The sequence below is a fragment of the Sphingobium sp. B11D3B genome (genome assembly GCF_025961735.1).
In the GTDB taxonomy this organism is placed as follows: Bacteria; Pseudomonadota; Alphaproteobacteria; order Sphingomonadales; family Sphingomonadaceae; genus Sphingobium.
Window position 1 is genome coordinate 2,648,287 of sequence record NZ_JAOQOF010000001.1, and the last position, 13,456, is coordinate 2,661,742.

At 65.0% G+C, this 13,456-nt stretch carries 10 protein-coding genes; 4 read left to right on the forward strand and 6 right to left on the reverse strand.

The features are described from left to right. Positions 1-4: 4 nt before the first annotated feature. Entirely contained in the window at positions 5-205 is a 201-nt protein-coding gene (locus tag M2333_RS12195) for a hypothetical protein (RefSeq protein ID WP_181561543.1), read from the reverse strand. Between the two features lie 294 nt (positions 206-499). Between M2333_RS12195 and glpD the strand changes: the two genes are divergently transcribed. From glpD to M2333_RS12215, 4 genes are all read left to right on the forward strand, one after another. Then, the gene (gene glpD, locus M2333_RS12200; protein ID WP_264611944.1) at positions 500-2,017 is read left to right on the forward strand and encodes a glycerol-3-phosphate dehydrogenase; all 1,518 of its coding nucleotides are present in this window, start codon (positions 500-502) and stop codon (positions 2,015-2,017) included. 28 nt (positions 2,018-2,045) lie between these two features. After that, complete coding sequence (locus M2333_RS12205; RefSeq protein WP_264586348.1) at positions 2,046-2,882, forward strand: MIP/aquaporin family protein; 837 nt, start codon at positions 2,046-2,048, stop codon at positions 2,880-2,882. 39 nt (positions 2,883-2,921) lie between these two features. Beyond that, the gene (glpK, locus tag M2333_RS12210; protein WP_264611945.1) at positions 2,922-4,409 is read left to right on the forward strand and encodes a glycerol kinase GlpK; all 1,488 of its coding nucleotides are present in this window, start codon (positions 2,922-2,924) and stop codon (positions 4,407-4,409) included. 131 nt (positions 4,410-4,540) lie between these two features. Next, the gene (locus tag M2333_RS12215) at positions 4,541-5,329 is read left to right on the forward strand and encodes a DeoR/GlpR family DNA-binding transcription regulator (protein ID WP_264611946.1); all 789 of its coding nucleotides are present in this window, start codon (positions 4,541-4,543) and stop codon (positions 5,327-5,329) included. Positions 5,330-5,399: 70 nt separating this feature from the next. Here the strand turns inward: M2333_RS12215 and M2333_RS12220 are convergent, their stop codons facing one another. The 5 genes from M2333_RS12220 to M2333_RS12240 all read right to left on the reverse strand — a co-directional run bounded on the left by M2333_RS12220 (position 5,400) and on the right by M2333_RS12240 (position 13,190). Next, positions 5,400-6,719 carry a hypothetical protein gene (locus M2333_RS12220; RefSeq protein ID WP_264611947.1) on the reverse strand — a complete coding sequence of 440 codons (1,320 nt, stop codon included), beginning with the start codon at positions 6,717-6,719 and terminating at the stop codon, positions 5,400-5,402. Positions 6,720-6,775: 56 nt separating this feature from the next. Further along, the gene (locus M2333_RS12225) at positions 6,776-7,687 is read right to left on the reverse strand and encodes a LysR family transcriptional regulator (protein ID WP_264571458.1); all 912 of its coding nucleotides are present in this window, start codon (positions 7,685-7,687) and stop codon (positions 6,776-6,778) included. Positions 7,688-7,721: 34 nt separating this feature from the next. Beyond that, positions 7,722-8,810 (reverse strand): hypothetical protein, encoded by a 1,089-nt coding sequence (locus tag M2333_RS12230; protein ID WP_264611948.1) that lies wholly within the window; start codon positions 8,808-8,810, stop codon positions 7,722-7,724. A 16-nt stretch (positions 8,811-8,826) separates the two neighbouring features. Next, complete coding sequence (locus tag M2333_RS12235) at positions 8,827-10,299, reverse strand: FAD-dependent oxidoreductase (RefSeq protein ID WP_264593402.1); 1,473 nt, start codon at positions 10,297-10,299, stop codon at positions 8,827-8,829. An 80-nt stretch (positions 10,300-10,379) separates the two neighbouring features. Continuing rightward, complete coding sequence (locus M2333_RS12240; RefSeq protein WP_264611949.1) at positions 10,380-13,190, reverse strand: TonB-dependent receptor plug domain-containing protein; 2,811 nt, start codon at positions 13,188-13,190, stop codon at positions 10,380-10,382. Between the last annotated feature and the right edge of the window lie 266 nt (positions 13,191-13,456).

Consider the following 13,456-nt stretch of genomic DNA (forward strand, 5'->3'; position numbering starts at 1 on the left):
GACATCAGCTTTTCGGCGTCACCCAGACCTCGACGGGGGCGACGAACTTGCCGGGCGCCGGTTTGCCGACCTGCACGCGATCGATCGTCACCAGCTCACCGCTTTCCAGATTAAAGCTGGCCCAGGGCTTGGGCATGCGACCGAAGGTCATTTTCTGAACGGGTTGGCCGGTGGCCGAATTCATGATGGTTGCGATGACACTCATGGCCCAGCCGATAGCCACCATGGCGTGCTGCGGTCCAGTGATATTGATAGCCTGCCGACGCCGCGCGGGTACATCCGACGGGGTTCGTTTGAAATTTCGCTTTTTCGTGCGCTGATAGGTCCCGTATCTCGCGCCGACCCCGTCGTCCGGCCAAGCTAACGGGAAACTCGCTAGCCAATATAGTCTTGCGAGCGAAATTCGCTCGCGCCGGGGGCCGACCATCTACCCAACTCAAAGGAACGAAAGATACGAAAGTAATTGACTTTCGTTGCCGGGCCCTGCGAAAGTCGCTCCATGGCTATTGAGTATGATGTTCTGGTCGTTGGGGGAGGCATAAACGGCGCTGCGATTGCGCGCGATGCGGCGGGCCGTGGCGCGCGTGTCATGCTCGTCGAGCAGGACGATCTCGCCGCGCACACCTCCTCGGCCAGCACCAAGCTCATTCATGGCGGGCTGCGCTATCTCGAGCAATATGAGTTCCGGCTGGTCGCCAAGGCCCTGGCGGAGCGGGAACGGCTGATGCGTGCGGCGCCGCACCTCATCCGCCCGCTCGAGTTCGTTTTGCCCCATGATCGCGGCATGCGCCCCATGTGGATGATGCGCATTGGCCTGTTCCTTTATGATCGGCTGGGCGGGCGCAGCAGCCTGCCTCACTCGCGGGCGATCAGGCTGGCCGGGGATGGCTATGGCAGCGCCATTCAATCTCGGTTTGGCCGCGGCTATGTCTATGCCGATTGCTGGGGCGACGACAGCCGCCTCGTCGTCGCCAACGCGCAGGATGCCGCCGAGCATGGCGCGACGATCCTCACCCACACAAAATGCCTCGCCGCACAAAGGGATCAGCATGGCTGGCGTGTGTCCTTGCAGGGCACTGACGGCACGCCGTTCTCCGTGACGGCGCATGTGCTCGTCAACGCCACCGGCTCCTGGGCCGCTGATTTTCTGCCCGAGCGGGCGGGCATCACAGGCGCGGGCACATTGCGGCTGATCAAGGGCAGCCACATCGTCACCCGCAAGCTGTACGAGGGCGACCATGCCTATATCCTGCAGAATCCGGACAATCGCATCGTCTTTGCCATTCCCTATGAAAACGACTTCACGCTGATCGGCACGACGGATGTGGAGTGGCAGGGCGCGCCGGACGTGGTGACGATCGACGCGGCGGAAACGGATTATCTCTGCAACTCCGTGAACCGCTGGTTCGCAACGCAGATCACGCCGCAGGATGTGATGTGGAGTTTCGCCGGCGTGCGCCCGCTCTATGACGACGCGACGACCAACGCGTCGGAGATCAGTCGCGACTACGTCCTCTCGCTGGATCATGCCGGGGGCGCGGCGCCGGTGATGAGCGTTTTTGGCGGCAAGATCACCACGCACCGAGCGCTGGCCGAAGAGGTGATGGACAAGCTCGCCCGGCACCTCCCGAACCTGCGATCGGCCTGGACGGCCACCGCTCCGCTGCCCGGCGGCGACTTGGGCGCGCGAGGGCTGGACGGCCTCATTGCCGACCTGCGGGAAAAGTTTGGTTTTCTCGGCGAAACCACCATCCGCCGCCTGGCGGAGAGCTATGGCTCACGCATCTTCAAGCTGTTCGCGGACGTGAAGACGGCGGAGGACCTCGGGCAGCATTTCGGCGCCGGGCTCACCCAAGCCGAAGTGGATTATCTGCTCGCGCATGAATGGGCACGCTCGGTCGACGATATTGTCTGGCGTCGATCGAAACTTGGCCTGCATATGCGCAAGGAAGAGGTGGCGGCGCTGAAGGCCTATCTCGCGGATCATGCGAGGGTGGACGTCAACGCCGTCGGATAAATGACAATCGATAAACGTGGAGAGGCCAATGTCACCGGGGAAGGCATTTATTGGAGAACTGATCTCCGAATGCATTGCAGTGTTCATCATCATCACCATCGGCTGTTCTGCCGCCGCGATGTATTTTCTCTATGATCCAAGCCCTTACAGCACAGCCTATTTCGGGGTGTGCATCACCTGGGGCCTTGCCGTCACCATCGCTATCTATGTGACGGGCGCGGTCTCCGGCACGCACGCCAACCCGGCAGTCACGCTTGCGCTCATGATCTATCGGGGCTTCCCCGGGCGCAAGGTCGTGCCATTCTGGCTGGCGCAGATCTTCGGCGCATTTCTGGGTGCCGCGGTGGTCTACATGATGTTCTCGCCGGTGATCGACGCGTTCAACGCCACGCAGGGCGTGGAGCGGGCGGCCGGTGGCGGCGCCGGCGTGTTCTTCACCGCGCCGGGCGCGCACATCACACCGATCCGGGCGTTCTTCAACGAGATCGTGCTGACCGGCTTCCTGCTGCTCGGCATCTTCGCGATCACCGAGGAATATAACACGCAGGCGCCCGAGGCCAATTCGAGCGCGCTCATCATCGGCCTGCTGGTCGCCATGATCGGCGGCGGCGCGGGATATCTGGAAGGGTGGCCGATCAACCCCGCGCGCGACCTTGGCCCCCGCATTTTCGGCTATCTGGCGGGCTGGGGCGAATCCGCCTTCCCCGGGCCGGGCAATTACTGGTGGGTGCCCATCGCCGGCCCGTTCTGCGGCGGCGTGCTGGGCGCCAGCGTCTATCATTGGCTGATCCGGCCGTTCCTGCCCGCACGCCACAAGCGCGCCCTGCAGGAGACGATCCCCGCCGAGGCAGACGCGGCCAACTGACAATCGCGCCGCACAGCCGGCGACCACAGGAGAGCAATCATGGCCCAGCCACCTTATATTCTCGCGATCGACCAGGGCACGACCTCGACGCGGTGCATCCTGTTCGATGCCGCCGCCAATCCGGTCGCTACGACGCAGCGCGAATTCAAGCAGCATTATCCCAATCTCGGCTGGGTGGAGCATGATCCCGAGGACATCTGGACCGACACCGTCGCCATGATGCGGGATGTGGTGGCCAAGGCCGGCGTCGATGTCGCGGATGTCGCCGCGATCGGCATCACCAACCAGCGGGAGACCGTTGTGGTGTGGGACCGGGCGACCGGCAAGCCCATCCACAACGCGATCGTCTGGCAGGACCGGCGGACCGCCGATGAATGCGCGCGGCTGAAGGACAGCGGCGCCGAAGAAATGGTCACCGCCAAGACGGGGTTGCTGATCGACCCCTATTTCTCGGCGACCAAGGCCGCGTGGATATTGGACAATGTCGCGGGCGCCCGCGCTGCCGCCGAGCGCGGCGAGCTGGCCTTCGGCACGATCGACAGCTTCCTGCTCTGGCGGCTGACCGGCGGCACGGTCCACGCAACCGACCCCACCAATGCAGGCCGCACCCTGCTGTTCAACATCATGGACCAGGCCTGGGACAAGGAGTTGCTCAGCCTCTTCCGCGTGCCCGCCGCGATGTTCCCGGAGGTTCGGGACAATAGCTGCATCTTCGGCCAGTGCGATGCCGACATTCTCGGCAAGGCCATCCCGGTCGCGGGGATGATCGGCGATCAGCAGTCCGCGCTCTTCGGTCAGGGCTGCTTCCGCACCGGCATGGCGAAATCAACCTATGGCACAGGCTGCTTCGCGCTCATGAACATCGGCACGGAGCCGGTGCTCTCGAAAACGCGCATGCTCACCACCCCTGCCTATCGCTTGGCCGGAACGACGACCTATGCGCTCGAAGGCTCGATCTTCGTCGCCGGCGCGGCGGTCAAATGGCTGCGCGACGGGCTCAAGATCATCACCCATGCCTCGGAAACGGACGGCATGGCCACCCGCGTGCCGGACAGTCATGGCGTCTATATGGTGCCTGCCTTTGTCGGCCTGGGCGCGCCATATTGGGATCCGCACGCGCGGGGGCTGATCTGCGGTCTTACGCTGGATGCGACGGACGCACACCTGGCCCGCGCCGCGCTGGAATCCGTCGCCTATCAGACCATGGACCTGATCGACGCCATGAAGGCCGATGTCGGCGAAGGCGAAACCGCCTTGCGCGTCGATGGCGGCATGGCCGTCAATGACTGGCTCTGCCAGTTCCTCTCCGACGTGCTGGTCGCGCCGGTCGAGCGGCCCGCGATTGTCGAGACGACGGCACTGGGCGCGGCGTTCATGGCCGGGCTGGCGACCGGCGTCTGGAGCGGTCTGGATGACCTCGACCGGATCTGGACCCGCGAGCGGCGCTTCGAGCCCAAGATGCCGGAAGCAACCCGATCGGCCGCCGTCGATGGTTGGCGCAAGGCGGTCGAACGCGCCATTTCCTGAGCCGCGCTCTCGCCCCGCTGTTCCATGCCACGAAGGGCCGGCCGCGCAGCCATTACGGCCCGCCCGATGATGCCGCGCGCCGGGCTACAAGGACGCTTGCAACTCAAGGATCGAAGCGTCAGAACGCCGGCATGACGAGCGCATCCAACACCCGCCACCGCCAGATCCTGGATCTGGCGCGCCGGAACGGCAAGGTGACGGTGGAGGATCTCGTCGGCCGCATGAATGTGACGCCGCAGACCATTCGCAAGGATCTCAACGATCTGTGCGAGCGCGGTTATCTGTCGCGCGTGCATGGCGGCGCCATTCTCGGCTCGGGCGTCGAGAATCTGGAATATGAGGCCCGCCGCCGCCTGTCCGTGGCCGAGAAAAAGGCGATCGGCAAGGAGGCTGCGGCCCGCATTCCCGATGGCGCCTCCCTGTTCATCAATATCGGCACCACGACCGAGGAAGTCGCGCGGGCGCTGGCCGGCCGCAGCAATCTGATGGTCCTCACCAACAATCTGAACGTAGTCGATATCCTCTGCCGCAATAGCGCAATCGACCTGATCGTCGTCGGCGGACGGGTACGTCATGCCGATCGGGCCGCGGTCGGCCCCACTGCGGTCGATTTCATCCGGAACTTCAAGGTCGATTTCGCGGTCATCGGCGCGTCCGCCATCGATGAGGATGGCTCGTTGCTGGATTTCGACCTGAACGAGGTGCAGGTCTCGCACGCCATCGTCGAGAACTCGCGCTCCGTGATTCTCGTCGCGGACAGTAGCAAGCTCACCCGCAGCGCCCCGGTCCGCATCGGCCACATCAGCGCCGTCGACATATTGGTGACCGACTATCTCGACAGCGCGGAACTCGCCGCAGTCTGCGCCGAGCATAATGTCGAGGTCGTCAACGCAATGCCCGAAAGCGCCACGACGGAATAACATCCGAAGCGCGCGCGAGGTTCATGGGGTTGACTCCCCTCCTCTTCCGAGGAGGGGCTCAAGATCCCGCCTAACCCCTCACTGCCCGCGCGACGGCCGCTTCGACCACGGCGCGATGAGCTTCAACAACCGGTTCGAGCAGCGCGGCATCCACCTTGTCGATCGTATCGTCCTCGACATGGCACCAGCGATGGATGCCAAGGCCGGCAAAGGCGTTCACATAGCCCCGGTCGATGATGGAGGACAGCTCACCGGCGCCGCCGACGACTTCAATCGGCCGCTCATACCCCGCAAGCCCGCGAAACGCCTCAGTGGTCTCTGCCATCAAGCCCGGCGACGTCATCAGGACGCGCTGCGGATCGGCGCAGGAGAGAAGCTGGTGATTGCGGCTCAGCACCTCATAGGCATCGCGGGTAGCGAGCCCGGCGCCCAGATGGGTCCAGATCTGTGTCTGGGCAGCGGGCGGCCCTTCGGAGAGGGAGTGGTGCGTGCCGGCGAAATCGAGCTCATGCCCGCCGGCGTTGATGGCGAAGAGCGAATGATCCGGGTAGCGGATCGCCGCCCAGCGGCACAGCTCCAGAAAGGCGGCAGTCCCGGGCGCCCGCTCGCCGACGCTGACGCCCCAGCCCGAGCGGGGCGTGGAGAAAGCCAGCCACTTGGGGCCTGCCTCGCGTCGCGCGATGATATTGCTGCTGTGGCCGGTGGCGCTTTTCCCGGTGAGAATGAGGGTCAGGGGCCGGCGCGCGGCAACCGCCTCAGCGATGATCGACAGGTCGCGCGGCGCCATCAGCGCGATGGGCACGTCGGCGATGGGATTCAACCGGGTGTTGAGCGCCACGATGCTGCCGGTCGGCCCGGTCGTCACGATGACAATGGCAGCGGGCTTATTGGGGATGACCCGATCCAGCATCGGCTTGACCTCGCCCGAGAAAATCGCCGCGTGGCGACCATAAGGCAGGACGACGATGGCGATCTTCCCGGCGACGCCCTGCGCCTCGAACGCATCGCGGACCAGAACGGCCGGTGCGGTAATGCCCTTCGCAGGCGTGGAGACGACGACCGGCTGCGCGGCCACCGCGACGCGCTTGTCCCCGGCGCGCAACTCCGTCACCGCCGGCGCGAATGTGGGAATCGGGAACTTGACCTCATCGACCTTGAAGCCGACCGTCGCGAGGCGCTTGCCGATCCACGCTGCGGTGGCAAGATCGCCCGCAGAGCCCGAGACCTTGCTGCCGAACGAGGCGTAGGTCTCCATGTCTTCGCGCAGCTGCTTTTGAAGCGGAGACGCGAAGGGCGCGGCGCCGGTGGGTGCCGGAGCGGATGCAGCCGAGGCCGGCGCTCCCCCAGCCCAGACGGCAACGCCCGCCAGCCCGACAGAAGCCTGAAGCATATCACGCCTGCTCTGCATCGATGTGTTCCTTCTATGGGTCGCCCGCAGGCGCTGGTTCAGTTGGCCGGGTCCGCCCGGTCCCAGGGCGCCACGGGCTGGGTGAAGGCGAGGAGATCTTCGATCAGCGCCTGCACCAGCGGCAGGCTCATTTTGACATTGGGAACCAGGGCTTTGAGCCAGAGAGATTTGACTGGAAAGTCCGGCAGCAACTGCACGAGCCGGCCAGCGCGCACGGCCTCGCGCGAGACGAACTCGCTCAGCATGACGATCCCCGCGCCCCTCAGAGCGGCATCGCGCAGGACGATGGCGGTGTTGACCGCAAAGCGCGAACTGACATCGACCGCCAGATCGCCTGACTCGCTTTCGAAGACCCAGGTCCCCCCGATCGACTGCGAGTTGAGGCAATCATGCTCGACCAGCTCGCGCGGATGCTTGGGGTGCCCCCGCCGGGCCAGATAAGAAGGCGCGGCGCAGATCACCATCGGATGCTCGCACAGGGGAACATCCATCACCCCGGCATAAGAGGCGGCCATGGCGCCGATCGCCAGATCGAAGCCCTCCTCGATGGGGTTCACGGACCGATCGACCAGCATGAGATCGATGCTGACGCCGACATGGCTCTGCACGAAATCCGCGAAGAAGCGCCCGAAATAGCTGCTGGCCACCGTGGTCGGGCACTTGATCCGCAGGTGCCCGTCCAGCGCCTGGCGGGATCGACGCGCGCCGGCGACGACATCGTCGGTCTGGCGCACCAGCGCGCGGACGCGCGGCAATTGGCGCTCGCCAAAGGCCGTCAGCTCGGCCTTGCGCGGCGTCCTGACGAACAGCACCGCGCCCAGTTCATCCTCCAGCCGCCCGATCCGCTTGGACATGACCGACGGCGCGATATTGAGCTTGCGCGCGGCAGCAGCGAGACTGCCGCATTCAACCACGGCCAGAAAGGCGCGCATGTTGAGCAGCGTATCCATCAGGGCGCGCTCACGAATGGCCGCCCGCGCGTCATCATTTGAAAGTCACCCGCGCCACCGCAATCCCCTTCTCGCCGGAGACGGCATAATAGAGATAGATGCGGCCATCGTCGTTGAGAACGCCGGGATCGCGCAAGGCATGCTCCGCGCCCGTCGCCATGCCCCCGCGCGAGGAAACCAAAGGCAGATTGGCGCCTTCATAGGCCTTTTCCGGGCGCATCACTTCCGTCGGCGTCGAAGCCGTCCACTCCGACCAATCCGGCCGCAGATCGACGCTGGCATGGAGGATGCGTTCGGGCGAGTCCCCTACATTGGTGTAGAAGACATGCAGCGTGTCGCCGATGCGCGTCACCCCGGCATGACGCATCTCATCGAGAATGCGCGGGCCGGCCTCGAACGGCGGCAGGAGCGATGCGGACCGGAAGAACTGGCCACTGCGCAGCCAGACCGGATAGGCGCTCGCCTTGTCGGCCATGCCCAGGCCGTAGCTGCTGCCCTTGTAGCTGAACACGCGAATGTAGGGCGCCCCGAACGCGCCGGACGCTGCAGTGAAGCTCAATCCATCTGGCGACGTCGCAACAAAGCTGCGCTGGGCGTAGGGCCGGCCGCCATAGTCGCCGCCGGGCATCTCGGTGGCGCCATGATAATAGAGCACGATCCGCTTATTCTCTTCATCCACGACGGCATCGGGAGACGAGATGTGGTGCAGCGCCGGGGTCTGCTCCAGCCGCAAGGTACCATCCTTATAAACGGTCCAAGGGCCTTCGGGCCGATCGGCATAAGCCAGGCGGATGTAGCCGCCGCGGTGATGGCCGAAATACATATAATATTTGCCGAGCGGATTCTTGATCCAGCTCGGCACCCGGATCACCGACGGGCCGTTGATATTGTTGCCCAGATCGCCTTCCAGCCCCGGCATGTCCGGATAGATGACGGGGCCTGAGCCGATGCGTTCGGCCACCACGGCCGAGACCTTGACGCTCTCGGTCGAGCGCGATGTCGGCGCCTGAGCCGTCGCGGGAGAGGCACCGGCGAGGATCGGAGAGATCAGGAGGCTGGCCAGCAGCCCGGCATATGTTCGCTTCGTCCTGTTACCGCTGCGCATCTCTCTGATCCTCTCCATCGTTTCTATGGGCGCGTCAGGCCTGCCGGCTGGCCGCCTGCGCTGTCTGGCTCATCTCACCGGGCTGGTCATGCAGGAACACGCCCTGCCTGCGCAACTCTGCCTGCAGGCTGGTCACATCGAGCGCGCGCGGCTGAACGCCGGCGTTCACGCTGAGCGCCGCTGCGGCGCCGGCGGCCTGTCCGGTCAGCCAGCATTGCGGGATTTCGCGCATGAAGCCATGCGAGTTGGCATCGCAGCTGATGTGCTTGCCGCCCGCCAGCAAGCCATCGAGCTTGCGCGGCACCAGCGCACCATAGGGCACCGAGATCACCGGATATTTGAGGCTGACCGATGGGCTGACCCCGACCTCGTCAGGGAGCGCAATGCCGTCGGCCCACTGGCTGCGCAGGATCTTGCCCATGCCGGCCAAACGCCGTGTGTGCCGCACGCCAAGCTGCGAGCCGCTCTGCAGCATATAGCATTGCTCGAACCCCGGCGCATGTTCGAGGAAGAATTCGCAATGGGTCTGCATGAACCGGTGCGAGCGGATCTCCAGCTCGGTCTGGTCATCCACGTCCAGCGCGGACAGGCCGGACTGGCGCGGGCCGAGGAACAGCGCGATGTCGTTGCGCCAGGAGACATAAGGCGGCTGGAAGAAGCCGAGGCGCTCACGGCCGAGCTTGGCGAACTCGGCATATTGCTCGGGCTCATTGGCGCGGAAGGCCAGCCAGCGGTCCATGTCCACACCGCCCAGCATGAAGCCGGTGTTGGCGCTGTGATGGACGTCGCCTTCCTCAATGTCGGTGTCGAACTCGGCCCCGGCGCGCGCGAAGATGTCGCCATCGCCGGTGGTATCGACGACCACCTTGGCACGCAGCGCCTGACGCCCGGCCTTGGATTCGAACACCACGCCCTCGACCTTGCCGTCGGCGACCATCGGCACCGCCGCCCAGCTGTGGAACACCAGCCGCACGCCGGCTGCCAGCAGCATCTCCTGGCTGATCAGCTTCAACCGCTCGGGATCGAGCGTGGGCGACCAGCAGACCGTGCCGTGGAACGCCGCAGTGCGCTGGCCCCAGTAGCTGGCCTTCTTGGGATCGCGCGAGCCCCAGTCGGCGCGCGGCGGCCCGGCGAGGCCCGCAGCGGGCAGGCGCCCCAGCACATCATTGGCAAAGCCCTGGATGACCTGCCGGCCGGTCCAATCGGTCATCCGGTCGATCCAGATGACGAGGCCGCCGGTGGAAAGGCCGCCCAGATGATTGTAGCGCTCCATCAGCACCACATCGGCCCCGGCCTGCGCCGCCGCCCAGGCCGCCGCCGTGCCCGAAGGCCCGCCGCCGACCACCAGCACGTCGCAGCTGTGATACACCGGAATCTCGCGCGCGGGCTCGACCCAGGTCCCCGTGCCATTGGCCCGCGGCAGCACCCGACCACCCGTCTCGAACACGTCAGAGGCCAGAAAACGATCCTCCGACTGGCGAACTTCCTGAACTTTAGGTCTGTCCATAATCGGCGAACCATATCCTTTCTGGGGAGGGATGGCGCTGCGGGCGCCATCCCATGAGTGTTGGTGAAGCGCGGGCGCCCTTACATCTTGAACCGCAGACCGACGCGGAATGCGCGCCCGACCTGATCGAACAAGGGCGATGCCTGGTCCGGGAAGGGCGGCGCGACGTTGAAGATGTTGTTCAGGCGAATGAACATCTCCCGGCTCCGATCGGCGTCCCGCGAGACATCGACCGTGAACGTCGCGTTGGTGTAGAAGGTGTTCTTCGTATCGTTGAAGTTGATGCTGTTCAGCGTGCCGGTGCCGACAACGAAATCATTGTCGATCTTGCCGCCCTGCAGCCAGCGCAGGTCCAGCGTGCTCGTCAGGCGGCCCAGTTCATGCGTGACGAGGCCGGACACGCGCCAGTGCGGCGTCACATATTCGCCTGCCCGTTCTTCCGTGCTGGCGGTGGACACGGCCGTGGTGGCCAATGTGTCCAGATATGTCCCCAGCAGGCGAATGGAGAGCGACCCGGCGCCCTGACCGAAGATGTTCTCCAGCGAGGAGCGATAGGCGGCTTCGAAGTCGACGCCCTTGGTCTTCAGACGATCCAGATTCTCGAAGCGGACCGTCACACCGGTGATGTCGCCGGCCGGGGCACCGCCAGAGGTCGTGACGAGACCGCAGAAGTCGGAAATGCCGTCGACATAACAGCGCTCGAGCACCTCGTTCGCGGAGATCGTCCCGATCACGCCCTTGATGTCGATATCGTAATAATCGACCGAGAGACGCAGGCCGTCCAGCCAGCGGGGCTGATAGACGATGCCCGCCGTGAGCGTATCGGCCTTTTCGGGATCGAGATTGGGGTTGCCCAGAGATGCGACCTCGACGGTGTAGTTGGTCGACCGGCGCGGATCGCGAATGTTCTGGCGCGCCACCGTCGTCGGCGCGAACAGCTCGGCAAAATTGCCCGCCCGGATATCGCGGGACCGCGTGGCGCGAAGCCGCAGTTCGCTCGACAATTCCCATGTGCCGCCGACCTTCCAGGTCGTGACGCCACCCGATGTGCTGTAATCCGTGTAGCGCGCGGCAAGGTTGAGATCGAACGAGCGAATGAACGGCAGATCCTTCAACAGCGGGATCGCCAGTTCGCCGAACACTTCCTTCACATTGTAGCTGCCGGAGATCGGCTGGCGCGCGCCGCTCTGCCACTGGCCGGCCTGCGAAATGGCGTCCACCGTCGCATCGATCGACTCTTCGCGATACTCCGCGCCGAACGCGGCGTTGATCGGGCCGGCCCAGCCCTCGAACAGCGCACCATTGGCGCTGAACGCAGCGACTTGCTGCTTGGTGATGAGGTCGAAGCGCGACGTGCCGGTGATGTAGGCAATGGCTTCCTGCGAAGGCGATCCAAAGCCAAACAGATTGAGCGGCGCGCACGCCGGGTCGTCATTGAGCGGATTGGCATCGGCATTCACGCGGCAGACGATGTTGCTGCCGGAGCGCACGGCGTCGATCGCCTTGCGATAATTGATCATGTTGATCTGGCCGACATACTCCTGGACGAAGTGATTGCGGCCATATTGGTAATAAGCGTCGAACGACCAGTCCCCGAGCGTGCCTTCCACGCCGACGACCCCGCGATAGACCGACGGCGAGCCGACATGCCCACGTACGGCGCCCAGGCCCTGCTCACGCAGGGAGCGGCCGAAGTTGAAGCAGGTCACGCCGGCGGCAAGCGCACGCGTGCGGAAGTCGTCGCTCAGATAGGGGTTGGTGATCGGCACCAGCACATTGCCGGTCTGCCCGCCGGGAATGGTGGTCGCCGAACAAGTGGGGTTGCCGGTGACGGAGCCCTGCTGACGCGGCTCGGCGAAATAGCCATTGGTGATCGACCGCGCGAAGCTGCCTTCCGCAAACAGAGTGAGGTTGTCGACCACCTCATAGGAGACGCGAGCCATCGCCGAATAGCGCTCGACCGGCTGCTGGAGGTTGCCGCCCGGATTGATGATCTCGGTGTAGTTGCTCGTGCCGCCGATCATCCGGTTGCCGAAGACTTCGCCATAGCCGAACTGGCCGGTCTGCTGCCCCGGCAGGAAGGTCGTGCCACGCAGCGGACCGCTGGTGATCAGGCCGCCTTCCCACAGGTCGGTGCGGCGCACGTCGTCCGCGTAGATGGTCGCAGGCAGGCCATTTTGCGCATAAGCCGAGTTGCCGGCGACGCCACGGCTCACCCAGGGACGCGGGCGATAGGGCGTCTGGCCGATGCCCTCATTCTTGGAATATTCGCCGCCGATCAGAATATGGCCGCGCCCGCCGCCAAAGCTGGTTCCGGCCGCCAGCCCGGCCAGCACGTTCTGGGCATCGCCATATTGCGAAATGCCGCTCTGTACCGTGCCCTCGACGCCTTGGAGTTTGGACTTGAGAATGAGGTTGATCACGCCGGACACGGCGTCCGAGCCCCAGGACGCCGAGGCGCCGCCGGTGACGACTTCCGTGCGTTCAATGAGAATGGCCGGGATGACACCGAGGTCGACCGTGCCCTCCGGCGCGGTCGCGACATGGCGGCGGCCATCGACCAGCACCAGCGTGCGCTGCGCGCCGACATTGCGCAGATCGGCAACCACCGTCGCGGATGACAAGGCCCGTGCGACGCCGTTGCCGGTCGTTGAAAAGGCCGGGATGAGGCGGAGCGCGTCATCGACCCGCGTCGGCGCCACGGACTGAATTTGCGCGGTGCTGATGACCGAGGTCGGCGTCGGCGCCGTGAAGCCGCTCGCCTGAATGCGTGAGCCGGTGACGACGATGTCCTGATCGGCCGCTGCGCCGGCAGAAGACGCCGCGCCGGCGACTTCCGGCTGCGCGCTCGTAACCTGGGCCGTCGCCGGCTCGGCGGTATCGTCGCTCACCTGCGCTAAGGCGCCGCTGAGGGGGCATACCATTGCCGCAATGCAAACGCCCAAATGGAACCGCGAACGGGCTGCGCTGATAGCTTTCATCTGATCCTCTCCCTGCTCAAGCTCTTATTGCGCATCGCCAGACCGAAGATTCGAACCAGTAGAGCTGGGTTCGACACGATTCCCGTCGGGGCTGAGCGCGATAGGATCTGCGGTACGCGCGAGAGGGCCAGTTCAGAAGGCCATGTAGCTTTGGCGGTGCGTTCTCGATTCGAGAA

Excerpts from the sequence above, each read along its gene's own strand:
- M2333_RS12195 (WP_181561543.1), bottom strand. The coding sequence starts at position 205 with ATGAGTGTCATCGCAACCATCATGAATTCGGCCACCGGCCAACCCGTT.
- glpD (WP_264611944.1), top strand. The coding sequence starts at position 500 with ATGGCTATTGAGTATGATGTTCTGGTCGTTGGGGGAGGCATAAACGGC.
- M2333_RS12205 (WP_264586348.1), top strand. The coding sequence starts at position 2,046 with ATGTCACCGGGGAAGGCATTTATTGGAGAACTGATCTCCGAATGCATT.
- glpK (WP_264611945.1), top strand. The coding sequence starts at position 2,922 with ATGGCCCAGCCACCTTATATTCTCGCGATCGACCAGGGCACGACCTCG.
- M2333_RS12215 (WP_264611946.1), top strand. The coding sequence starts at position 4,541 with ATGACGAGCGCATCCAACACCCGCCACCGCCAGATCCTGGATCTGGCG.
- M2333_RS12220 (WP_264611947.1), bottom strand. The coding sequence starts at position 6,719 with ATGCTTCAGGCTTCTGTCGGGCTGGCGGGCGTTGCCGTCTGGGCTGGG.
- M2333_RS12225 (WP_264571458.1), bottom strand. The coding sequence starts at position 7,687 with ATGGATACGCTGCTCAACATGCGCGCCTTTCTGGCCGTGGTTGAATGC.
- M2333_RS12230 (WP_264611948.1), bottom strand. The coding sequence starts at position 8,810 with ATGGAGAGGATCAGAGAGATGCGCAGCGGTAACAGGACGAAGCGAACA.
- M2333_RS12235 (WP_264593402.1), bottom strand. The coding sequence starts at position 10,299 with ATGGACAGACCTAAAGTTCAGGAAGTTCGCCAGTCGGAGGATCGTTTT.